At 60.4% G+C, this 21,585-nt stretch carries 17 protein-coding genes; 8 read left to right on the top strand and 9 right to left on the bottom strand.

The features are described from left to right. Positions 1-5 precede the first annotated feature (5 nt). Together KXD86_RS17000 and KXD86_RS16995 are read left to right on the top strand one after the other, a co-directional pair. A complete protein-coding gene (locus tag KXD86_RS17000) occupies positions 6-3,104 on the top strand; it encodes an efflux RND transporter permease subunit (RefSeq protein WP_218637346.1) in 3,099 nt (1,032 codons plus the stop codon). After that, complete coding sequence (locus KXD86_RS16995; RefSeq protein WP_228739651.1) at positions 3,104-3,862, top strand: pseudouridine synthase; 759 nt, start codon at positions 3,104-3,106, stop codon at positions 3,860-3,862. Before KXD86_RS17000 ends, KXD86_RS16995 begins: the two co-directional genes overlap by 1 nt. Here KXD86_RS16995 and KXD86_RS16990 read toward each other — a convergent pair. Next, positions 3,807-5,687, bottom strand: coding sequence for a sensor domain-containing phosphodiesterase (locus KXD86_RS16990; protein ID WP_218637345.1), 1,881 nt, complete (start codon positions 5,685-5,687; stop codon positions 3,807-3,809). The two genes, KXD86_RS16995 and KXD86_RS16990, sit on opposite strands and share 56 nt — an antisense overlap. Before the next feature lie 289 nt (positions 5,688-5,976). Here KXD86_RS16990 and KXD86_RS16985 point away from each other — a divergent pair, with 289 nt between their 5' ends. Then, positions 5,977-7,863: a sensor domain-containing diguanylate cyclase gene (locus KXD86_RS16985; RefSeq protein ID WP_312846319.1), complete on the top strand. Its 1,887-nt coding sequence runs from the start codon at positions 5,977-5,979 to the stop codon at positions 7,861-7,863. Here the strand turns inward: KXD86_RS16985 and KXD86_RS16980 are convergent. After that, on the bottom strand, positions 7,830-9,317 hold the full coding sequence (locus tag KXD86_RS16980) for an amidase (RefSeq protein WP_218637344.1): 1,488 nt from the start codon (positions 9,315-9,317) through the stop codon (positions 7,830-7,832). The two genes, KXD86_RS16985 and KXD86_RS16980, sit on opposite strands and share 34 nt — an antisense overlap. A 185-nt stretch (positions 9,318-9,502) precedes the next feature. Between KXD86_RS16980 and KXD86_RS16975 the strand changes: the two genes are divergently transcribed. After that, positions 9,503-10,111: a methyltransferase family protein gene (locus tag KXD86_RS16975; RefSeq protein ID WP_218637343.1), complete on the top strand. Its 609-nt coding sequence runs from the start codon at positions 9,503-9,505 to the stop codon at positions 10,109-10,111. Positions 10,112-10,114: 3 nt separating this feature from the next. Here KXD86_RS16975 and djlA read toward each other — a convergent pair whose 3' ends face one another. Then, on the bottom strand, positions 10,115-10,900 hold the full coding sequence (gene djlA, locus KXD86_RS16970; protein WP_218637342.1) for a co-chaperone DjlA: 786 nt from the start codon (positions 10,898-10,900) through the stop codon (positions 10,115-10,117). A gap of 215 nt (positions 10,901-11,115) precedes the next feature. Here djlA and alkB point away from each other — a divergent pair, with 215 nt between their 5' ends. Continuing rightward, entirely contained in the window at positions 11,116-11,766 is a 651-nt protein-coding gene (alkB, locus tag KXD86_RS16965) for a DNA oxidative demethylase AlkB (protein WP_218637341.1), read from the top strand. Here the strand turns inward: alkB and KXD86_RS16960 are convergent, their stop codons facing one another. Next, a complete protein-coding gene (locus tag KXD86_RS16960; RefSeq protein ID WP_218637340.1) occupies positions 11,767-13,047 on the bottom strand; it encodes an MgtC/SapB family protein in 1,281 nt (426 codons plus the stop codon). It abuts the gene before it with no gap. Positions 13,048-13,335: 288 nt separating this feature from the next. Here KXD86_RS16960 and KXD86_RS16955 point away from each other — a divergent pair, with 288 nt between their 5' ends. Genes KXD86_RS16955 through KXD86_RS16945 form a run of 3 tightly spaced genes read left to right on the top strand, consistent with a single transcriptional unit; the run spans position 13,336 to position 16,711 of the window. After that, positions 13,336-14,823, top strand: coding sequence for a SulP family inorganic anion transporter (locus tag KXD86_RS16955; protein WP_218637339.1), 1,488 nt, complete (start codon positions 13,336-13,338; stop codon positions 14,821-14,823). Positions 14,824-14,864: 41 nt separating this feature from the next. Next, entirely contained in the window at positions 14,865-15,716 is an 852-nt protein-coding gene (locus KXD86_RS16950) for a universal stress protein (protein ID WP_218637413.1), read from the top strand. 38 nt (positions 15,717-15,754) lie between these two features. After that, positions 15,755-16,711, top strand: coding sequence for a hypothetical protein (locus KXD86_RS16945; RefSeq protein ID WP_218637338.1), 957 nt, complete (start codon positions 15,755-15,757; stop codon positions 16,709-16,711). A 128-nt stretch (positions 16,712-16,839) separates the two neighbouring features. Here KXD86_RS16945 and KXD86_RS16940 read toward each other — a convergent pair whose 3' ends face one another. The 5 genes from KXD86_RS16940 to KXD86_RS16920 all read right to left on the bottom strand — a co-directional run bounded on the left by KXD86_RS16940 (position 16,840) and on the right by KXD86_RS16920 (position 21,552). Beyond that, positions 16,840-17,514 carry a hypothetical protein gene (locus KXD86_RS16940; RefSeq protein ID WP_218637337.1) on the bottom strand — a complete coding sequence of 225 codons (675 nt, stop codon included), beginning with the start codon at positions 17,512-17,514 and terminating at the stop codon, positions 16,840-16,842. Positions 17,515-17,529: 15 nt separating this feature from the next. Then, positions 17,530-18,255, bottom strand: a complete 726-nt coding sequence (locus KXD86_RS16935; protein ID WP_218637336.1) for a HupE/UreJ family protein — start codon at positions 18,253-18,255, stop codon at positions 17,530-17,532. Between the two features lie 109 nt (positions 18,256-18,364). Beyond that, the gene (locus KXD86_RS16930) at positions 18,365-19,546 is read right to left on the bottom strand and encodes a BaiN/RdsA family NAD(P)/FAD-dependent oxidoreductase (RefSeq protein ID WP_218637335.1); all 1,182 of its coding nucleotides are present in this window, start codon (positions 19,544-19,546) and stop codon (positions 18,365-18,367) included. Positions 19,547-19,592: 46 nt separating this feature from the next. Next, entirely contained in the window at positions 19,593-20,648 is a 1,056-nt protein-coding gene (locus tag KXD86_RS16925) for an NAD(P)-dependent alcohol dehydrogenase (RefSeq protein ID WP_218637334.1), read from the bottom strand. Positions 20,649-20,748: 100 nt separating this feature from the next. Then, the gene (locus KXD86_RS16920) at positions 20,749-21,552 is read right to left on the bottom strand and encodes a PhzF family protein (RefSeq protein ID WP_218637333.1); all 804 of its coding nucleotides are present in this window, start codon (positions 21,550-21,552) and stop codon (positions 20,749-20,751) included. Positions 21,553-21,585: the final 33 nt, after the last annotated feature.

Genomic DNA, 21,585 nt, shown 5'->3' with positions numbered 1-21,585 from the left:
GCCATATGCGAACGCTGATCTTTGCCGCCATGGACCGCAGCCGCACCACGCTGCTGACCCTGTTGTTCCTGATTCTCGGTGGCATCGCTGCGTTCCAGACGATCCCCAAGGAAGCCAATCCGGACATCACCATCCCCATCATCTATGTGTCGATGACCCTGGACGGCATCAGTCCGGAGGATGCCGAACGCCTGTTGGTGCGGCCGATGGAGCAGGAACTCCGGTCTCTTGAGGGGGTGAAGGAAATGCGTGGCAGGGCCTCGGAGGGCTCCGCGTCGGTGATGCTGGAATTCGATGCCGGCTTCGATTCCGACAAGGCCCTGCAGGATGTCCGTGAGAAAGTGGACACCGCACGCAGCAAGCTGCCGGAAGAGGCGGATGAACCCCGGGTCAATGAAATCAATGTGTCCCTGTTTCCGGTCCTGTCGGTTGGGCTTTCAGGCCCTTTGTCTGAGCGCGAACTGATTACCGCCGCACGGGCGCTTCAGGACGCCATCGAGGCGATCCCGGAAGTGCTGGAGGTGGAAATCGGCGGAGACCGGGAGGATCTTCTCGAGGTGGTGGTCGATCCCCAGGTGCTGGAAAGCTATGGCATCGACTTTGACCAGTTGGCCGCCCTGGTAACCCGTAATAACCAGCTGGTGGCGGCCGGCTCACTGGATACCGGCAATGGCCGCATGGCATTGAAAGTGCCGGGCGTGATTGAAACCATCGAGGATGTCATGTCCATGCCGGTCAAGGTCGACGGCGACACCGTCGTGACCTTTGGCGATGTGGCCATGTTGCAGCGGACCTTCAAGGATCCCACCGGCTTTGCCCGAATCAACGGCGAGCCCGCGCTGGTTCTGGAAGTCTCAAAGCGGACCGGCGCCAACATCATTGAAACCGTGGCCCAGGTCCGGGAGCTGGTCGAGCATGCGCGGCCCCAGCTTCCGGACACACTGGAAGTGCGTTACATCATGGATCAGTCGGAGGAGGTTCGGGACATCCTCAGTGACCTCCTCAACAACGTCCTGACGGCCATCGTGCTGGTGATCATTGTGGTGATCGCGGCCATGGGGCCCCGCTCTGCGCTGCTCGTCGGGCTCACGATCCCGGGTGCCTTCCTGACCGGCATCCTGGTGATCTGGGGGCTGGGACTGACGCTCAATATTGTGGTCCTGTTCAGCCTGATCCTGGTGGCCGGCATGCTGGTGGATGGCGCGATCGTGGTCTCGGAACTGGCGGACCGTAATCTCTCGGAAGGGCAGACCGTGCGCTCCGCCTGGGCCGAGGCGGCCAGCCGGATGGCGTGGCCAATTATCGCATCGACCGCCACCACGCTGGCGGTTTTCGTGCCGTTGCTGTTCTGGCCCGGTGTGGTCGGGGAATTCATGAAGTTCCTGCCGCTGACGGTGATCATCTGTCTGGCGGCATCCCTGGCCATGGCACTGGTGTTTTTGCCAGTGCTGGGTGGGGTCAGTGGCGGCCGCCGCGCGCGTGAACACCATGGCACCGGGGCGATGATGAAACACTATCGGGGCCTGTTGTCCGCGCTGCTGAAAAAGCCGGGGACGACGTTGCTGGGTGTGCTCGGCATCATCGTGGTGATCTACGCGGCGTACGCCAAGTTCAATTTCGGGGTGGAGTTCTTCCCCAGCGTGGAGCCCGATTCGGCCCAGGTCCAGATCCGGGCCCGGGGCGACCTGTCCATCCGGGAGCGGGACTCGATCGTCCGTGAGGTGGAGCAGCGGCTTCGGGGCATGCCTGAGGTCAATGCACTCTATGCACGGTCCATGATCAGTGCCGGCAACCGGATGGCGCCCGATGTCATCGGGGTGCTGCAGTTCCAGTTTACCGACTGGTACAGCCGTCGACCGGCAAACGCCATCCTCGAGGATTTCCGGAAGCGGACGGAGGATATCCCGGGGGTGCAGCTGGAATTCCGCGAGCAGGAAGGCGGGCCGGCGGAAGGCAAACCGATTGAACTTCAGGTCAGCAGTCGCGACAGCAGCGAGCTGAACGCGTACGTGGACCAGATCGAGGACCGCATGAACGCCATGGGCGGCTTCGTGGATATCGAGGACGACCGGAGCCTACCCGGCATCGAATGGCGGCTCGAAGTTGATCGCGAGGCGGCGGCCCGGTTCTCGACCGACGTCTTAAGCGTGGGCAGTGCGGTGCGGTTGGTCACCAACGGGCTGGTTCTGGCCACTTACCGGCCGGAAGATGTGCGGGACGAGGTGGACATTGCCGTGCGCGTGCCCAACAACTGGCGCGAACTGGATCACCTCCAACGGCAGACCATCAATACCGCCCGTGGTCAGGTGCCGCTGTCGCAGTTTGTCGATCTGGAGCCTGGCGACAAGACCAACAGCATTGTCCGCGTAGATGGCCAGCGCACGGTGACCATCAAGTCTGAACTGGCGCCGGGCCGTCGGGTGGATGAACTGCTGAAGACCTTGCAGGCGGACATGCCGGAGCCGCCGGACGGGGTGACGGTGAAATTCGCCGGTGAGAACGAGGACCAGCAGCAGGCCTCCAACTTCCTGGCCAGTGCCTTCCTGGTCGCGGTGGCCATGATGTTGCTGATCCTGGTGACCCAGTTCAATTCCCTGTACCAGACCTTCCTGATCCTGTCTGCGATCCTCCTGTCCACCGCCGGCGTCCTGCTCGGGCTGCTGCTGAATGGCCAGTCCTTCGGCATAGTCATGGTGGGGATGGGCATCATCGCGTTGGCTGGCATCGTGGTGAATAACAACATCATCCTGATCGACACCTACAACCAGATGCGCAACGACGGACTTGACGCCTTCGAGGCGGCCCTGGAAACCGGGTGCCTGCGTCTACGGCCGGTACTGCTCACCGCGATTACGACGATACTGGGCCTGATGCCCATGGTGCTTGGCGTTAACGTCGACCTGCTGACGCCGTCACTGGGGCTGGGCGCACCCTCGACCCAGTGGTGGACCCAGTTGTCCAGCGCCATCGCCGGGGGCCTGGCCTTTGCAACGATCCTGACGTTGCTGCTGACGCCGGCCCTGCTGGTCCTGGGCGAGAATGCGGGTGCACGTGTCCGGACCGCGAGGCGATGGATCCGTCAGCAGGCACTCCGGGAAGGCTGATGAATCCTCTGACGGTCCTGTACCGGGACGAGGCGTTGCTTGTGGTGCACAAACCTGCGGGCCTGCTGGTGCATCGCAGTCCCATCGACCGGCACGAGACCGAGTTTGCCCTGCAGTATGCCCGGTCACTTAACGACGGTGACCACGTTTACCCGGTGCATCGCCTGGATCGCCCGACTTCGGGGGTGCTGGTGTTCGCCAGGGATCCCGGGACCGCCCGGAAACTGGGGCAGGCGATGATGGCGGGAGGCGTCAGCAAGACCTACCGCGCCATGGTGCGAGGATGGCCCGCTGACAGTGGCCTGATCGATCACCCACTCCGGGAAGAGCCCGAGGATCGCCGCCTGAAGGGGATTGAACAGCCCGTCAGGGAAGCGCGAACGCGCTTCCGGACACTGGCGACGACAGCCATTCCGGTGGCCATCGAGCGCTACCCCACCAGCCGCTATGCCCTGGTCGAGCTGCATCCGGAAACCGGTCGAAAGCACCAGCTGCGCCGTCACATGAAACACATCAGTCATCCCATCATCGGTGACGCCAATCATGGGCGCGGTCGACACAACCGGTATTTTGCCGAGCGGTTCGGTGAGGGGAGGTTGATGCTTGCCGCCACCCGGATTGCGTTCGCACACCCCGTCAGCGGTGATCCTGTGGTGATTGATGCCGATCCAGAACCAAGTTTCCAGCGGGTGATGTCGGTTTTCAGTGCCGCTGGTGACTTTGGACGAGGTGAGTTGGCTGATAAAAGCGGTCGGTGAGTTGTCCGAGAGGCAGGGGTCTGCTGTAGCGGAACCCCTGGAGGTAGTCGCAGTGGTTTTCAAAGAGCCAGCGTTCATGGGCCCGCGTCTCGACGCCCTCCGCCACAACAGATAGCCCCAGACCTCGGGCCAGGCCGATGGTCGACAGGGTGATGGCCCGGTCATTGTCATCGCTTGGCAGGTGCTTGATGAACGAACGATCGATCTTGATGTGGGAAAACGGCAGGCTTTTCAAACGGGCCAGGGACGAGTAGCCGGTGCCAAAGTCGTCGATCGCCAGCATGGCGCCGGAATCGACCAGATCCTCAAGAACCTTGCTCAATACCCGGAGCTCGCCCTGAAGGGCGTCCTCGGTCACTTCGAACTGGAGCGCACTCACGGGCATGGAGTAACGGCCGCAGACGTCTCGGATCAGGGCGGGCAGGTCGGTCACCATGACCTGTTCGGGGGCAAGGTTGACCGAAATGGTGGCCAGATTGATGCCGTTGGCCCGGCAGGCTCGCCAGTCCCGGCATACCCGTTCCATGACACATTCACCGAGCCGGAACATCAGGCCGGCACTGCGGGCCACATCGAGAAACTCGATGGGAGAGAGCCAGCCGCGATCAGGGTGGTTCCAGCGCACGAGGGCTTCAGCGCTCGCGATTCGGGTTCCCGTGCTGTCCATGATCGGCTGGTAGAACACGTCGAGGCCATCGTTCTCCAGGGCCAGTTTCAATTCACTCTCCACCGCGAAACGCGAGCGGGCCGTCATCTGGATTTCCGAGTCGTACTGGGTGGATTGGCCCTGACCCCGATATTTACCGTGATACATGGCCGCTTCCGCGCTGCGCAGTAATTCTTCTCCGTCATCACAATCGCCCGGGTAGCGACTGATTCCGAGGCTGGCACTGATCGTCAGATCCTGTCCGTCCACGCGAATGGGGGAACGGATTCGTTGCTGGATAAGTTCGGCGGCGCTGTCAAGCAGCTCGGGCAGGATCTTGTTCCGGATGACCACGGCAAATTCGTCTCCACCGATCCGGGCCAGGAAATCTTTACCGGTGAGCTGGAGATCATTGAGTCGCCGGCCGATTTCCGCGATGACCTGGTCACCAGCCTGGGGGCCGAGCCCATCGTTGATGACCTTGAGTCGATCGATATCGATCCAGATCAGTGCCAGCCCGCCGCGACCACGTTTGTCGACCTTCCGGATGAGATGGTTGAGGCGAGCCTTGAGCGAATCCATGTTGGCAAGCCCTGTCAGGGAGTCAAAGCGGGTTACGTACTCCAGCGCCTGCTTGGAGCGGATCCAGGCCTCGTGTGTGTTCATCAGGCTCACGGTATCGGCCACGGCCACCGCCAGTGATATGTCTGGCGGACTCCACGACCGTTGTTGCCGGGACTCCAGACAGATAACACCGCTCATTCGCGCGCCGTCGAAGACCGGCGCATCGAGCATGGCATGGATGTTGTGAATGCCAAGGTAGCTCCGGGTAAACGAGCGGGTTCTCGGATCTTCCTGGGCGTTTTCCACGGCCACCACCCGCTCGGAACCGACCGTGGCGAAGTACGCCGGATGCTCAGACTGGTAAAGGCTGGGCGGAACGCCCGAGTTGCTTCTGTTGTCGGGAGCCGCGGAGGCATCATAAAGCCACTCGCAATTGATTCGGTCGCCTTTGGGGGGGAATGACCAAACGCTCACCCGTTCCACGTTCAGGCGCCGTGCACAGAGTTCGGTGAGGGCGGCCAGTTTCTGATGTCTCGGCTGCTCGATAAAGTCGGCATCGTGGCTGAGTTCCATCAATGCCTTGTGATGGGAAACCAGTATCTCACTGTCACGCATGGTGGGGCACAGTTCTTCTGGTGTTTCGCGACTGGACGAGCAACCGCGATTAGGCGCACTGGCGCGTTAAATAATAAGCCCTGATCTACCTGTAAAAATATGACAGGGTAGCGAGGGGCTGTCTACATGGCGTGAGTCGGGCCAAAATTGAGGAACAGGTTGGGTTTTGTATCAGTTTTATGTCGATTTGCGTCGATTGGTAGTGAGAAGGGGCTAAGCTGGGCCGTTTAGCCCATAATCGGGAGCAGGACAATAACAAAATGTAATCTGTGGTTCATTGAGGCCCGTTGTGCATCGATTCTTCGGTTTGTTGTGTCTTTTTCTGCTGACCGGCTACTCCGCTGTCGTTTCAGCGCAGGCATCGGCGAGATGGGAAACGGGCGCGAGTCGTATCGAACTTGCCCGATTTGTAGACTACTGGCAGGAGCCTGCCACTGCCGTAGGCATTGATACGGTCGTAGAGCTCGACGAGACAGACTGGGTCCGCAATGGCAGTGACAGCATCAGTTTTGGCTACGGAAAGGACGTCTACTGGTTCCGGGTCACGCTCGATAATGCCGCACCTCAAGCCATACAGACCTTTGTTGAGATCGGGTACCCCGTGCTGGACCGGATCGAGGTTTACATCAATCCCATGTCTTCCGGCACCGAGCCGTTGATCCTGGGTGACAAGCAGCATTTTTCCGAACGGCCCATTGATCACCGCAATTTCGTTGTCCCCCTGAACCTGGCAGCCGGAGAGCGGGCCAGAGTCTTCCTGAGGGTGGAAACCACCAGTTCCATGCAGGTTCCGCTGATCTGGTGGGATCGGGACAGTTTTTTTTCCGCCGAGCAATCCCGGACCATGTTTGAAGGGATTTACTACGGGATTGTGCTGGTCATGGTCCTGTACAACCTGTTCGTGTTCATGGCGGTTGGCGAACGCAGCTTCCTGCACTATGTCGGTTATATCACCGCCATGCCGCTCTTCATCGCCAGCCTTCATGGTGTTGCGTTCCAGTATCTGTGGCCCGGGGCGACCTGGTGGAACGATCAGTCGATCATCGTCTTTCTCAACCTGGCCGTTCTGTTCGGCGGCACCTTCAGTATCCGGTTCATCAACGTGACCCGGGAAAACCACCCCCGCTTCAACCGTTGGACCGTCGCGGTGATCATCGTGGCCGGAGCGCTCGCGGCCGCCGGGTTATTGATTCCCTATAAATTCCTGATCCTCCCGACCATTCTGGTTGCGTTCGTGGGCTGTTCCACCATGCTCATACTCAGCATCATCCGCTGGTACAGGCGGGACCCGGCCGCGCGCTACTACACCCTGGCCTGGGTCTTCATGCTCTTCGGTGGCATCGTACTGGCACTCAGCAAATTCACGGTGTTGCCCCGCAACCTGCTGACCGAGAATGCCACCCAGGTGGGCTCGGCGCTCGGTGTGATTCTGTTGTCCATCGCCCTTGCCGATCGTCTCGATCGGGAAAAGCGGCGGGCTTTCCAGGCCCAGCAACGGCTGTTGAGTGAGGAGCGCAAGGCCAGGATGGCGCAGGAAAAATCCCTCAGGGTGCAGCGTGAGGCCAATACACTTCTGGAAGAACGGGTGCATGCCCGAACCCGCGATCTGAAAAGTCTCAACGATCAGTTGTTGGAATTAAGCGCCACCGATGCCCTAACGGGCCTGAAAAATCGCGGCTATTTTGACCGGACGTTCCAGTCGGCGGTGGTCCGGGCTTTCCGATACCAGGAACAGCTGTCGCTGCTGGTTCTGGACATCGATCACTTCAAGAAATTCAACGACACCTACGGTCACCTGGTGGGCGATGATTGCCTCAAGATGGTCGCCCAGTGTATCAGCCAGCATGTGACGCGCCCCCAGGACCTGGCGGCCCGATACGGAGGCGAGGAGTTTGTGGTTCTGCTTCCGGACACCCCGGTTGACGGTGCCATCCGGGTGGCGGAACGTATTCGTGCTGAAATTGAGGCGACGGCGTTCCGGGTCTCCGGCGAAGTGCTGCACCTGACGGTCAGCGCGGGCGTCTGCACCGTGTCGCCCGAGAGGGCGGATGCCACCAAGGAGATTTTCAACTGGGCCGATGAGGCTCTCTACGAGGCCAAGGGCGAGGGCCGAAACCGGGTGGTGGCCAGGCAAGCCGATGGTCAGAGCATGGTTTCGGCGGTCACCCGGGTCTGAGGGTCCGGCGTTACCTGGTGCAGGTGCGGCCAGGGCGAATCGGATTCCAGTGTAAAGGCGATGTCGAGCAGGGTCCGCTCGTCGCCGTGCCGGCCCATGAACTGAACGGAGATCGGCAGGTTCTCCCGTGTTATCCCCATGGGCAGCGATATGGCCGGTGCGCCGGTCGCGTTGGCCAGTGGTGTGAAACCGACGTATCGGGTCAGTCGCTCAAACAGGGTATCGAACGGTACGCTCGGGTTCAGGTAGCCAATGGGCGGTGTGGTATGGCCCAGGACTGGCGTCAGGACGGCATCAAAACCGGACATCGCCCGGGCGTAATGCTGGTAGGAGCGGCGCAGTCGCCAGAGTGCTGCCGGTAAGCGATAGAATTGTCGCCTGAACTTCCCCGCCAGACCGTCGGTCAATCCATCCACCCGTTGCTTATCGAATCCCGGATGAAAAAGCTTTCGGCCGTTGGCCTTCACGCCAAACGCCAGAAGTGCCCAGTACAGGGCAAAGTCTTCCGGAAACGTGGTCGCGACGGGCACGTCCATCGGCACGATCCGATGCCCCAGCTTTTCCAGTCGCCGGGCCGTGTTCTCGACGGTGTGGCGGGTGTCGTCGTCGGTTGCATAGCCGTTTATGGAGTCCAGAACGAGGCCGATGGTCAGGGCGTTGCCCGTCGGCCCTGCATTGCTGCCAATGGCCGGCAGTCCGGGCGGGCGGAAATAGCGCTCGGCCTGTTCCATGAAATGGGCGGTATCGCGGACCGAGCGACTGACGATGCCATCCGCGATGATGTTGATGGGCAGGGTGCGCGCGGCGTCGTTGTCGATCAGCCGTCCCCGGCTTGGCTTCAGGCCGACCAGACCGCAGCAGGCTGCCGGAATGCGAATGGATCCCCCGCCGTCATTGGCGTGCGCCACGGGCACCACGCCGGCCGCTACCAACGCCGCAGAGCCGCCGGATGAGGCGCCCGTGGAATAGTCGAGGTTCCAGGGGTTTCGTGATGGCGGTCGGTGCGCCGGCTCGGTGGTTGCATTGAATCCGAACTCGGGCAGGGTGCTTTTACCGAGGCACACGAAGCCCTGGTCGAGCATCTGCAGGGCGAAGGGGCTGGTCTGGTGTGCTACCGAGGCGGGAACAGCCGCGGAACCGTGGCCCGTGGGCAGGCCCTTGATGTCGGTGTTGTCCTTGATCACCGTGGGTACACCGGCAAAATATCCGGTGGCCTGGCTGTGCTTTCGGGTGTCGAGACGGCGGGCCGCGTCCAGTGCCTGGCCATAACTGCTGGTGATCAGCCCGTTGATCTGCGGCTCAATCGCCTGTGCCCGGGCAATGGCCGCCTCGGCCAGCTCGGTCGCCGAGACGTCACGACGGCGAATTCGCTCGGCCAGAGCCGTCGCATCGTCCGTGCCGAGGGCATCGTCGGTAAACGCGTGGGCCGATCGTGGCGCCGGGGAAGAATCCATCGCGAAACACTCCATTTCCATCAAGGTTTCCTGACTCTACGGAATTCCGGAACGTGACGACATGTCATTTGGGGAAAGTGTGACAGGGGCCTGGCCGGTTTTCGCCAATTAAACACCTTAAGATGCTTTTCACGGGTCTTTTCAAATAATAAGCTTGCCCTGTACTCACGCAGCAAGCGAGTCAGATGGACATTATCGAACCCCTCGTACGCCACTTTCTGGGCATCTTCTTCCTGATGATCGGCCTGCAGTTTGCCGGTCGGACCCTGGGCCTCTACCGGCGTATGCAGTTTTCCCACATCAATTACGGTGATCGCGGATCGGCACCCTGGTGGCACAGACACATATTCAACGTGTTCCGGACGCTGATCCTGTCGGTGTGCGTGGTCCGTGTGTTTGCGGATATCGACGGTTGGCTGGGGGTGTTCGGCGTGCTGTACCAGTGGCCGGTTCTGCTGCTCGGCATGCTGCTTCTGCTGACCTCCTTCGCGTCGGTCAACTACCTGCAGGCGTACATGCACGAGGACTGGCGCTCCGGTATCGATCACCGTGATGACCACCGCACGCTGCTGACCTCCGGACCGTTCGCCCGGTCCCGGAATCCTTTGTTCATCAGCGTAATGGCCGGGCAGTTGGGCTTTTTCCTGGCGCTGCCGAGTGTGTTTTCCCTGGTGTGCCTGATTGCCGGTGTGCTGGTAATTACCCGCCAGGCAAGGGAAGAGGAAAAGGCCCTTTCGAGTCAATTCGGCGCGCCCTATGACGAGTACCGGGCGCGCGTACCCCGTTGGTTCTAGACGTCATCCGGCCTTCTTGCGGGCATCCTTGATGACGTCATAAGCGTGGCTGATTTCCCGGGTCCGCTCCTCGGCCATTTCACGCATGCTCTCGGGCAAGCCCTTTCCAGCCAGCTTGTCGGGATGGTTTTCGCTCATCAGCTTGCGATAGGTTTTCTTGAGTTCATCGTCGCTGGCGGAGGGGGAGACCCCCAGAACCTTGTAGGCATCGTCTATCTGTTGGCCGGATGAACGCTGCCCCGGGCCCGCTCCAGTTTGCCCGCTGTGGGCTCCGCGCAGCATGGCCTCGAGCTGATCCACCTGGCTTTCCGGCAGACCCAGGCCACGGGCAATTCGCACCAGCATGGCGTGTTCGGCGGGATGGATGACACCATCGGCTGCAACGGCGGACACCTGAACCTGCAGGAACATTTGCAGAAACGCGGGTTGCCGCCCCGTCATCTGCAGGAAACGGGCAAGTTCCGCGTCCAGATCGAAGTCTGGTGCCTTGCCACGACTGAAAGCCGCCTTGGCTTTGGCTTTCTGGGTGTCGTTCAGGCGGAACCGAACAAACATGGCTTCTGCGACCTTGATCTCGTCCTGAGACACGACGCCGTCCGCCTTGCACAAGGCACCCATGACCGCAAACACCGACTCAACAAAGCCGGACTGAATGTGCTGGAGCTTGCCCACCAGGCGACGTTTGAGGCGGTTGAAAAGAAAGGCACCAATGGCAGCACCCACCAGAAACCCGGGAAACTTGCCAAACGCATAGCCGATCAAACCGCCAAGAATCAGAGCCAAGAGCATCAGTAGGTCCTTAATCCGAAAGGGAACAGTCCATAGAATATACGGGTTTTTCGATCCGGGTTCATGAACAGGCTTTCATTCGACGTGTACATCGAACCGGCTGCACGAGTCATCCTCTCCGGTGTAGAGTGGCGTAAGTCCCGGGTGAACCCATGACCCTGTCCAGTCATGACCGGCGCAGCAGCGCTGTATTCTGTTGATCGGAGTAGCCACTGATGACTGCCGACCTTTTTGACGATCTGCCCGCCCAACCGAGTTCCGAGGCCATTGCTGACGGCGCCGTGGTGCTGCGCCAGTTCGCCAGTACGCAAGCAGAGGCGCTGCTGGCTGCGATTAACCGGGTTAATGCGTCGGCTCCCCTCAGACACATGCAGACGCCCGGCGGGCATACCATGTCGGTCGCCATGAGTTGCTGCGGTGAGCTGGGCTGGGTGACGGACGCCCGGGGCTATCGCTACCAGTCCACGGACCCGCATACGGGTGAGCCCTGGCCGACGATGCCCGACAGCTTCCGGGAGCTGGCCGGGGATGCAGCGCAGGCCGCCGGCTACCGGGATTTCAGACCGGATGCCTGTCTGATTAACCGCTATGAACCCGGGGCAAAAATGGGGCTGCACCAGGACAAGGACGAGTCCGATTTTGATCAGCCCATCGTGTCCGTCTCCCTGGGACTGCCTCAGGTGTTCCAGTTTGGCGGATTGAAACGGAGTGATCGGCCGGTCAAGATCCCGCTGGCCCATGGCGATGTGGTGGTCTGGGGCGGAGCGGCGCGATTGCGCTATCACGGAGTCCTGACGCTGAAAAATGGCAGCCACCCTTTGACCGGCGCCTGCCGCTACAATCTCACCTTCCGCCGGGCTCGCTGACTACTGGAACCAGGCGACAGCCAGCCCCGCAATGAGCGACATCACCATCGGAACGCCCACGAACAGGCCGGTTTGCCGGTTGCCAATGGCCCAGGCCATGCCCGATTTGACCAGGTTGTTGGTGGCGGCCGCGATCACGATGCCGATTACAGCGACGTTCATGGCCAGGCTGCCCGTTGACATCCGGGTGAGGGAGAGCGTGATGGCGTCTACATCGGCAATTCCTGAGCTGGCGGCCAGCATGTAAATCCCGGCGTTGCCTAGCCAGCCAGTCAGATAATTGCCCAGCAGCAGGATGGCCATGAGCAGCAGGCCGAACAGCAGGGCAGAGGTCAGATCAAGCGGGTTCTGGTTCAGAGGCGGCTGGTTGACTTCCAGCCGATCCGAGTGGCGTCGCCAGATCAGGAATGCCGGGCCGTAGAGCAGGGCCGTCATGGTGACTACCGGCCAGATCAGGCTGGGTAGCAGGTCCCGGTTGATCACGAAGCAGTAGACCAGAATGCGCGGGAACATGGTGCCACAGGCGATGAGGATGCCGGTGGCGAATTGGGCACTGAGTTGCGGCGACCGCGCGGATTGGCGGGCGAAGTGCAGGGTCAGGGCGGTGGACGAGCTTAATCCGGCGAATACACCGGTAAACAGGATGCCTCGCCGGGTGCCGGCAACGCGGATGGCAAAGTAGCCGACAAACGAGATGGAGGCAATCATCACCACCATCCACCAGATTTCCCGGGGATTGAGGACCCCGCCCGGCCCCATTTCCTCGTTGGGTAACAACGGCAGCATCACCACCGAAATCAGCAGGAGCTTCAGGGCCGCATCAAGTTCGTGCGCCTTGAGTTTGTGGACCCAGCCGTGGATATCTTCCTTGTTGTCGAGGATGATCGCGGTAATGACCGCCGCGGCAGTCGCCATCACCGGGTCCACTGCCACGGCCACCGCACCGAAACAGAACGTCAGGACCATGCCCACCATCCCGGTGATGCTGAAATTGCGGATGTGGGCGAGGCGTTCGCTGTACCCCACCAGTCCCATCGCCACCACGCTGATCAGCAACACCGGGAACGCCCAGGGCGTAATGGCGTCGGCGAGCACCGCCGACAGACCGCCCAGAAGCCCCACCAACGCAAAGGTACGGATACCTGCGATGCGCTCGCCGGCTTTCTGGTCCCGGGCGTCCCAGCCGCGTTCCAGGCCGATGATGGCGCCCAGCAGAAGCGCGACGGCGAGATGGATCGTGGTCTGGTTGGTGGTAATAAATTGCGCAGCGACATCATCCATGGGGGCAGGTGGTCCATAACTTGGTGTAAATATGGGTAAATTGTAGCTTGCCAGGGGGTTCTCGGAAACGTCTGCCGATATCGCTCACCTTACGTGCCGGGGGCGGATCTGGTAAGCTTCGCGGCCCTTGTTTGCAACCCTTTTGTTCAGAGCCCGCCGGAACCCCGTGAACTCCAGTACACCCTGATGTCCGTTGCTGTTCTCTTTCTCACAGTCGGGATTGTTTTCGATCACCCCGGGTGACGGTCCGGTGGCTTTGTACCTGTTTGACCAATAACGGAATTCGACATGGTTAATACCCTGAAAAACCAATGGTTATCCAACATCCGCGGGGATCTTCTCGCCGGTATTGTGGTGGCGCTGGCATTGATCCCGGAGGCCATCGCCTTCTCGATCATCGCCGGGGTGGACCCCAAAGTAGGCCTCTACGCGTCCTTCTGCATCGCCGTCATCATCGCCTTTGTGGGCGGCCGTCCGGGCATGATCTCGGCGGCGACCGCGGCCATGGCCGTACTCATGGTGACGCTGGTGAAAGAGCACGGGCTTCAGTACCTGCTGGCGGCCACGCTGCTGACCGGGGTGATCCAGATCGTCGCGGGGTACCTGAAACTGGGCAGCCTGATGCGATTCGTGTCCCGTTCGGTGGTCACCGGGTTCGTCAACGCCCTGGCGATCCTGATCTTCATGGCCCAGTTGCCGGAACTCACCAATGTGACCTGGCACGTCTACGCCATGACCGCGGCCGGGCTCGGTATTATCTACCTGTTCCCGCTCATCCCGGTGGTTGGCAAGATCCTGCCTTCGCCGCTGGTGTGCATCGTCGTGCTGACCGCCGTCGCGGTGGCTCTCGGACTGGATATCCGGACCGTCGGCGATATGGGCGAACTGCCGGATACCCTGCCGATCTTCCTGTGGCCGGATGTGCCGCTCAATCTCGAAACCCTGATGATCATCCTGCCGTACTCGTTGCCGCTGGCCGTGGTTGGCCTGCTGGAATCCATGATGACGGCAACCATCGTCGATGACCTGACCGATACCGAAAGCGATCGCAACCGCGAGTGTAAGGGCCAGGGTATTGCCAACATCGGCTCGGGCCTGATCGGCGGCATGGCCGGTTGCGCCATGATTGGCCAGTCCATCATCAACGTGAAATCCGGCGGTCGGACCCGGCTGTCAACGCTGACCGCCGGGGTATTCCTGCTGATCATGGTGCTGGTTCTCGACAGCCTGCTGGTGCAGATTCCCATGGCCGCCCTGGTGGCGGTGATGATCATGGTGTCGATCGGTACCTTCTCCTGGGAGTCAATCCGCAACCTCAAGGAACACCCGCTGTCCACCAACATCGTGATGCTGGTCACCGTTATCGTTGTGGTGGCCACCCACAACCTGGCCTTTGGCGTGTTGGCGGGGGTGTTGCTGGCCGCATTGTTCTTCGCGAACAAGATCGGTCACTACATGATGGTGGACTCCGATCTGGACGAGCAGACGAACACGCGCACCTACACCGTTGTTGGCCAAGTGTTCTTCAGTTCGTCGGAAAAACTGCTCCAGGCCTTTGATTTCAAGGAAGCAGTCGATAATGTAGTGATTGATCTGAGCCGCGCCCATTTCTGGGACATTACCGCGGTTGGCGCACTGGACAAGGCAGTCATCAAGTTCCGCCGTGAAGGTGCCGATGTCGAAGTCATTGGCTTGAACGAGGCCAGCGCCACCATCGTCGACCGCTTTGGCGTCCATGACAAGCCGGAAGGCGTCGACCAACTGATGGGGCACTGAGCATGGATAACAATCACAACAATCAGCAAGGCGAGGTTGAGATGTTACGAGTAGTGGCCTGTATCGACGGTTCCCGCGCCGCGCCGGCAGTGTGTGACTATGCCGGGTGGGCGAGCCAGTACATGGAAACCCCCGTGACCCTGCTTCACGTTCTCGACGAAGAGCGCTATCCGGCCGAGCCGGACCTGGCAGGCAGCATTGGTCTGGGAAGCCGGGAACAGTTGCTGGACGAGCTTGCGGAGCTCGATCGAAAGCGTTCCAAACTCGCCCTGGAGCATGGCCACCACCTGCTTGACGAAGCCGAGCACCGGATAAAGGCAGCAGGCGTCGAGGACGTTACCAAGCGCCAGCGCCATGGCGACCTGACCGAGTCACTGCTGGCGCTCGAGAGCCAGACCCGCCTGCTGGTGATGGGGCTGCACGGGGAAAGCAGTTCCGATCGTGACATTCACATCGGCAGCCAGCTCGAAACCGTCATCCGCAGTATGCACCGGCCGATTCTGCTAGTGCCCGACGAGTTCAAGGCGCCGAAGAGTGCGATGCTGGCCTTTGATGGCAGCGCGACGGCGTTCAAGGGCGTTGAGTTGCTGGCGGGTAGTCCGGTACTCAAGGGCATGCCGCTGCATCTCGTCATGATCGGCGCGGACACCAACGACCGCTGGGAGCAGCTGAAAAAGGCGGAGAAGATGCTGGCCGGGCTGGAGTCCGACATCACTCTCGCGATCCGGGCGGGCGATGTGGAACCTGCACTGCACGCCTATCAGGAAGAGCACGACATCGATATTCTGGTCATGGGCGCTTATGGTCATTCCCGAATCCGCCAGTTCCTGGTGGGTAGTACCACCACGACCATGCTGAAGACGGCCGAAAAGCCGCTGGTGATCCTGCGCTAATCAGGATCTGTGACGGAACGGGTTCAGGAGTGCGCGGATTGGCTACCTTACTCAATGGTCTGAGCCGGCGATGCCCGGCCATTGTCATGTTGATTCTGGTCCTGGCATTGGCCGGCTGCCAATCCATTTCACCACCTCAACCACAGGTCCCTTCGGGCCGGGCGGAGACGGACAAGCAAGCGGTTGATCCGGCCTACTCAAATCACTTGGATCGGATCGATCGGGCGCTGTCCGAACTGAACGGCCAGGCCTTACCAGCAGACGAAGACGACTTTGTCCGCTGGTCCGAAAAACTGCGCACCGTTGGTCAGGATTTTCTGACGCTGATCCAGTCAGGACCGGCCACCGCTCACGAGTACAGGCTGTGGGGCGACTTTTTCAACCGGCTGTCAGACACCGTCGAAACGGTGGTTGCCGGTGATGCCAACCTGTCAGAAGCGGAACAGCTCTACGAGCTGGCCGCCCGGCTGTACCCCCTGTTTCTCGAACGCTCCCACCTGCCAGAACGGCCTTTCACCGCCGTCGATGGCGAGACCAGCGCTTATTACGCGGGCAATTACTTCCTGTGCACCATGCCCGAGATGATCGCCGACAGTTATGGCCGCCGCGGTGCACAGCAGATGGACCAACATCTGGTGCAGGCGATGGAACGGTACCTCGAAGGCCCGTGTGAGCCGGACCTCATGTTTTCGGCGGCGGAAATGCTCTACGACTACGCCCTGGTTTCAGGGGAAGAGCATCCCATCTACCGTGAGCGGATCGAACAGGGCGATCCCGCCCAATCGACCCCCTGGCTGATCTTGCTGGATAACCTCTCGCTGGCGGATAACCGGGCACAAGCGCTGGCAAACCTGGATCGGGCTCTGTCAGATGCGCGCACAAATCTGGACGACGGTGACGAGGTCAGCGCGGAGTTCGCGAGCGAGGTGGCGCGCCAGCGAATCCTGTTGATCGACGGGCAGGGGATGCTCCGGGCACTTCGGTATCGGCCATAGGCTCTCATTACCCCGAGCAGCCGTTAGACCAGCGGGCCCTTTTCAGACAAGGTGCGGCTTCAAGCCGCACCGTTTTCAACACCCGATGAACTCGGTGCGTGGGGATTTTGATCAGTGCGTCAATCCCGTTACAGAACCTTTTGCAGTTGACCGTAATCACCACCGGTACGAAGCACGAGCGTGATGTCGTTGTCATTCCGGTTTCGGAAGAACCAGCCATGCTTTCCGGTGAAAGCCGCTTCCAGCTCACCTTCATCTTGTGGCACGCCTCGCCCCTTCTCGTACGAGATGGACTGGCCACCGCCATTGCCGTGGGTGTCGTAGTTGATGGGGCCGCCCTCGGAAACCCAGGAAAAACGTGCGACAGCACCTTGGTCCATGGTCAGCTTGAATTCGGTACCTTCACCTGGTGTGAGAACCACGCGTACTTCATCCTGCCATTGTGGTTGGGCGGGTTCTGCGGCAGGTGCTTCCTCAACGGGTGCAGGTTCAGGCTCAGGGGTGCTCACTGTCTCGGGGACGGACTCGGTAACTTCGGGTGCCTCCTGGTCGGGCGAGGACTTCACGGTAACCATCTGGGCGGTCTCGTCAGCCGCGGCTTCGTCGGCAAGCTGTTCTTTGATTTCACCCATCTCAGTCAGTCCCAGCAGTCGGCCGGCGCCGGTCGGGTCCAGGGCGTACTCCGCAGGCATAACCACAGTAACCAGAAGCACCAGCGCCACGATGACAGCTATGATCGTTGAGCGAATCAGTTTGCCGGTGCTGGGCAATTCTTCACGGCTCGGCATATCAGTGTTGTACATCAGACATCTCCAGAATTAAGCGACAAAATAGCCGGTGAGCTGGTAGCCAATGAGCAGGAACCCTGCACTCATCATGGCTACGTTGGCGGTGTAGGCGTGGCGGAAAAAACCATCGGTTTTCCGCCAGAAGCTCATGACAATCAGGATCATCGCCAGAGCAATAAGCTGCCCGATCTCAACGCCCACGTTGAAGGCGAGGAGGTTGGGGATGAGTCCATCCGGGGAGATGTCGTACTCGATGATCTTTGTGGACAGGCCAAAGCCGTGGAAGAACCCGAAGACGAGAGTGGCGGCTTTGGTGTTGGGTTGAAAGCCAAACCAGCGCTGATAGGCTCCGAGGTTGTCCAGGGCTTTATAGACCACGGAGAGGCCAATGATGGCGTCAATGATGTAGCTATTGATCCCGACGTTGAAGTACACGCCCAGCAACATCGTGGTGGAGTGCCCCAGGGCAAACAGGCTCACATAGACAGCAATGTGCTGCATGCGGTAAAGGAAGAAAATCACACCCAGCAAGAACAGCAGGTGGTCATAGCCGGTAACCATGTGTTTGGCACCGAGGTAGATGAACGCGATGAGGTTCACTCCGGAAATTTCCTGAATGTAGCCCTTGTCGCCCTGGGCAACAGCATGAGCCAGAACATCGGTGCTTAAGCCAAGCAACCCGAGTGTCAGGAATATCCAGAAGAGACGGCTGGCTCGGGGCGCAAGCCGGTAACCGTCAGTCAAGCTTGGTAGCATAAAGACTCCAACAGTGTTCGTTTCATAAGGCTGCCAGCGCATCGAGATTCAAGCAGGAGTAAGTGTGCAGTAATCATGGGTCTCACCCACCAAAGGTACCCGAACACCTTCAGGCAACGTTGCCCGCGGCCACACCCGAGGCCCACGCCCACTGGAAGTTGTGGCCGCCAAGGTGCCCGGTCACGTCCACCACTTCACCGATAAAATAGAGATTGGGGCGTTCGAGTACGGCCATGGTCTTTGAGGACAGCTGTCGAGTATCCACGCCACCCAGGGTCACCTCCGCCGTTCGGTAGCCCTCAGTTCCGGCGGGCTTGATGTGCCATTGGCCGAGCGCTTCCGCTACCTGTTCCAGGTCGCTGTTCTTATAGCCCTGCAGGGGGCCTGTCCAGCCGTGCATGTCGTTGTAAGCCTGGGCAAACCGTTTGGGCAAATGCTGTCCGAGGTAGTGGCCGACGGTGGACTGAGGCTTGTTTTTCCTCAGGGAAAGGAGGTCTTCGTGAATCCGGTTGGCGGGCAACAGGTCTACCGTCAGTTTGTCACCGGGGTGCCAGTAACTGGAAATCTGCAGCATTGAGGGGCCACTCAGGCCGCGGTGGGTGACGAGCATGGGTTCACGGAAATGCTGGTCCCGGCACGAGACGTCGACCGGGCAACTGACGCCGGACAGGGGCCCAAGCTGTTCCTTCAGGTCCGGGTGCAGGGTAAACGGCACAAGGCCGGCCCGTGTGGGCAGGAGGGTGAGCCCGAACTGTCTGGCGATGTCATAGCCGAAGCCGGTGGCGCCCATGGTGGGAATGGATAGCCCGCCACTGGCAATGACCAGGGACTCGCAGGTCAGCGAGCCGGCGCTGGTGGCCAGATTGTAACCGGTATCGGTGCCCTGTACCCCGGATACGGAGGTTTTTAACCGGATTTCAGCGCCGGCCCATTCGCACTCGGTAAGCAGGACGTTCAGGATGTCCTTTGCGCTGTCTTTGCAGAACAGTTGCCCCGCCGCCTTTTCCTCATGCGCGACGCCATGGCGTTCCACCAGCTCAAGGAAGTCCTGGGGGGTATAGCGTTTGAGCGCCGAAATGCAGTAATGAGGATTATCGGACAGAAAGTTGGCGGGCGTGCTGTTCAGGTTGGTGAAATTGCAGCGACCACCACCGGACATCAGAATCTTCTTGCCCGGCTTGTTGGCGTGGTCAATCACCAGCACCTTGCGGCCACGGTATCCTGCCGTGGCCGCGCACATCAGGCCAGCGGCCCCCGCGCCAATGATGATTACGTCGTAGTCGGAACTCATGAGTACCCACACACTGAGAAATGTGCGGGCATTATACGCGATGCCACTAGCTGTTTTTCAGTGTTGCCATATCAATCACGAACCGGTATTTCACGTCGCCCTTTTTCATCCGTTCGTAGGCGTCGTTGATGTTGTGAATGTCCAGCATCTCGACATCGCAACTGATGTCGTGCTCGGCGCAGAAATCCAGGACTTCCTGGGTCTCCGGCATGCCGCCGATGAGTGAACCGGCCAGAACCCGACGCTTGAACACCAGCGCGCCCGCCTCCAGTGCCGGCTCGATGGGCTCCAGCAACCCGACGATGATGTGGGTGCCATCGTAGGTCAGGCAGTTCAGGTAAGGGTTCAGGTCGTGTTGGACCGGGACGGTGTCGAGCATGAAGTCGAAAGTCTCCGCGACTTCCGCCATCTGATCTTCGTCGGTGGAAATCACCACATGGTCGGCACCCTGTTTCTTGGCCTCGGCGACCTTGCTTTCCGAGCGGGTGAAGATGGTGACTTCGGCGCCCAGCGCCTTGGCAAACTTCACGCCCATGTGACCAAGACCGCCCATGCCGATCACGCCGACCTTATGTCCCGCTTTGACGCCGTAGTGGCGCAAGGGCGAGTAGGTGGTGATGCCCGCGCACAGCAGCGGCGCTGCCTTCTGGATGTCCAGCTTGTCCGGGATCCGGACCACGAATCGTTCACTGACCACCACCCGTTCGGAGTAGCCGCCGAAGGTGATGGAGTGGTCGTAACGGTCCTCGCCGTTGTAGGTGCCGGTCATGCCTTCGCTGCAGTACTGTTCCAGGCCGGCTTCACAGGCAGAGCAGGTACGGCAGGAATCGACCATGCAGCCTACGCCGACGATGTCACCTTCCCGATAGTTCTTGACGCCGGGGCCGACGGCCGAGACGCGTCCGACGATTTCATGGCCGGGAACAACCGGGTACTGGGTGACGCCCCAGTCGTTCTCGGCGAAATGGATGTCGGTATGGCAGACGCCACAGTAGTCGATCTCAATGGCAACATCGTCCTTGCGCAACGACCGCCTCGTGATGTCGTGCGGGGCCATGCCGGAGGTGGGAGATTGTGCCGCGAATGCTTTGGTCGCTGTCATGGTTCAGGCTCCTTTTACCGGATGTATTGGGCTTTATACTCCGGTTGGCGCCAAATCTCTCACCGTTTGACATTGCCATAGTGTAATTGCCGCTGCCGGGCTACAGCTGAATGGAGCCTTCCATGAAAAAGGCCGCCTGGCCGGCGATGGCAACACGTTCGCCCTGCAGTTCGCAGCGAAGGACGCCGCCCCGCGTTGAAACCTGACGGGCATTCAGTCGGGTCTTGCCCAGAACCTCGGCCCAGTAGGGCACCAGCACGCTGTGGATGGAGCCGGTCACCGGGTCCTCGTCAATGCCGGCGCCCGGGGCAAAGTAGCGGCTGACGAAGTCGCACGTGTCGCCCCTGGCCGTCACGATCAGGCCCTGGTTGCCCAGCATCTTGAGCTTGCGTAGATCCGGTTGCGCCGCCCGCACCGCAGCTTCGCTGCCGAGGACCACCATGTAGTTCGTGTCGTTGGGTACGAAGAAGGCCGTTTCCGGCGCTTCGGGGAGGGCCTCTCTCACCAGTTGCGGGGTATCCTGCTGCTCAAACGCGAGGTTTGGAAAATCCAGAACCAGCCAGCCCCCGTCATCCTGGCGAACACTCAGGATGCCGCTTTTGGATTGAAAGCGAACAGTCTCGCCGGTCCAGCCCAGTTTGTTGAACAGCACCCAGGCACTGGCCAGGGTGGCATGGCCACAGAGCGGTACCTCGACACCCGGGGTAAACCAGCGGATGTGAAAATCGACCTTCTCGTTGTCCGGCAAGGGGACCAGAAAGGCGGTTTCCGACAGATTGTTCTCGTTGGCCAGTGCCAGCAGCGTCTCATCCGGCAGCCACTGCTCAAGCGGCATCACCGCGGCCGGGTTCCCACCAAAGATGCGGTCGGTGAAGGCGTCTACCTGGTAGATGGAATGGGTCATTGTCTGGTCTCCCGTCGAGTGGCATCAGCATAA

It is taken from the genome of Marinobacter arenosus (assembly GCF_019264345.1).
GTDB classification, from domain to species: domain Bacteria; phylum Pseudomonadota; class Gammaproteobacteria; order Pseudomonadales; family Oleiphilaceae; genus Marinobacter; species Marinobacter arenosus.
The sequence above is the reverse complement of the archived record's forward strand: the minus strand, read 5'-3'. Positions and strand labels throughout refer to the sequence as shown.

What these genes read in the sequence shown, in the direction of transcription:
- KXD86_RS16925 (WP_218637334.1), bottom strand. Translation starts at nt 20,648, where the DNA reads ATGACAGCGACCAAAGCATTCGCGGCACAATCTCCCACCTCCGGCATG.
- KXD86_RS16930 (WP_218637335.1), bottom strand. Translation starts at nt 19,546, where the DNA reads ATGAGTTCCGACTACGACGTAATCATCATTGGCGCGGGGGCCGCTGGC.
- KXD86_RS16920 (WP_218637333.1), bottom strand. Translation starts at nt 21,552, where the DNA reads ATGACCCATTCCATCTACCAGGTAGACGCCTTCACCGACCGCATCTTT.
- KXD86_RS17000 (WP_218637346.1), top strand. Translation starts at nt 6, where the DNA reads ATGCGAACGCTGATCTTTGCCGCCATGGACCGCAGCCGCACCACGCTG.
- KXD86_RS16995 (WP_228739651.1), top strand. Translation starts at nt 3,104, where the DNA reads ATGAATCCTCTGACGGTCCTGTACCGGGACGAGGCGTTGCTTGTGGTG.
- KXD86_RS16960 (WP_218637340.1), bottom strand. Translation starts at nt 13,047, where the DNA reads ATGGATGATGTCGCTGCGCAATTTATTACCACCAACCAGACCACGATC.
- KXD86_RS16980 (WP_218637344.1), bottom strand. Translation starts at nt 9,317, where the DNA reads ATGGATTCTTCCCCGGCGCCACGATCGGCCCACGCGTTTACCGACGAT.
- KXD86_RS16935 (WP_218637336.1), bottom strand. Translation starts at nt 18,255, where the DNA reads ATGCTACCAAGCTTGACTGACGGTTACCGGCTTGCGCCCCGAGCCAGC.
- KXD86_RS16950 (WP_218637413.1), top strand. Translation starts at nt 14,865, where the DNA reads ATGTTACGAGTAGTGGCCTGTATCGACGGTTCCCGCGCCGCGCCGGCA.
- KXD86_RS16955 (WP_218637339.1), top strand. Translation starts at nt 13,336, where the DNA reads ATGGTTAATACCCTGAAAAACCAATGGTTATCCAACATCCGCGGGGAT.
- djlA (WP_218637342.1), bottom strand. Translation starts at nt 10,900, where the DNA reads ATGCTCTTGGCTCTGATTCTTGGCGGTTTGATCGGCTATGCGTTTGGC.
- alkB (WP_218637341.1), top strand. Translation starts at nt 11,116, where the DNA reads ATGACTGCCGACCTTTTTGACGATCTGCCCGCCCAACCGAGTTCCGAG.
- KXD86_RS16940 (WP_218637337.1), bottom strand. Translation starts at nt 17,514, where the DNA reads ATGTACAACACTGATATGCCGAGCCGTGAAGAATTGCCCAGCACCGGC.
- KXD86_RS16990 (WP_218637345.1), bottom strand. Translation starts at nt 5,687, where the DNA reads ATGCGTGACAGTGAGATACTGGTTTCCCATCACAAGGCATTGATGGAA.
- KXD86_RS16975 (WP_218637343.1), top strand. Translation starts at nt 9,503, where the DNA reads ATGGACATTATCGAACCCCTCGTACGCCACTTTCTGGGCATCTTCTTC.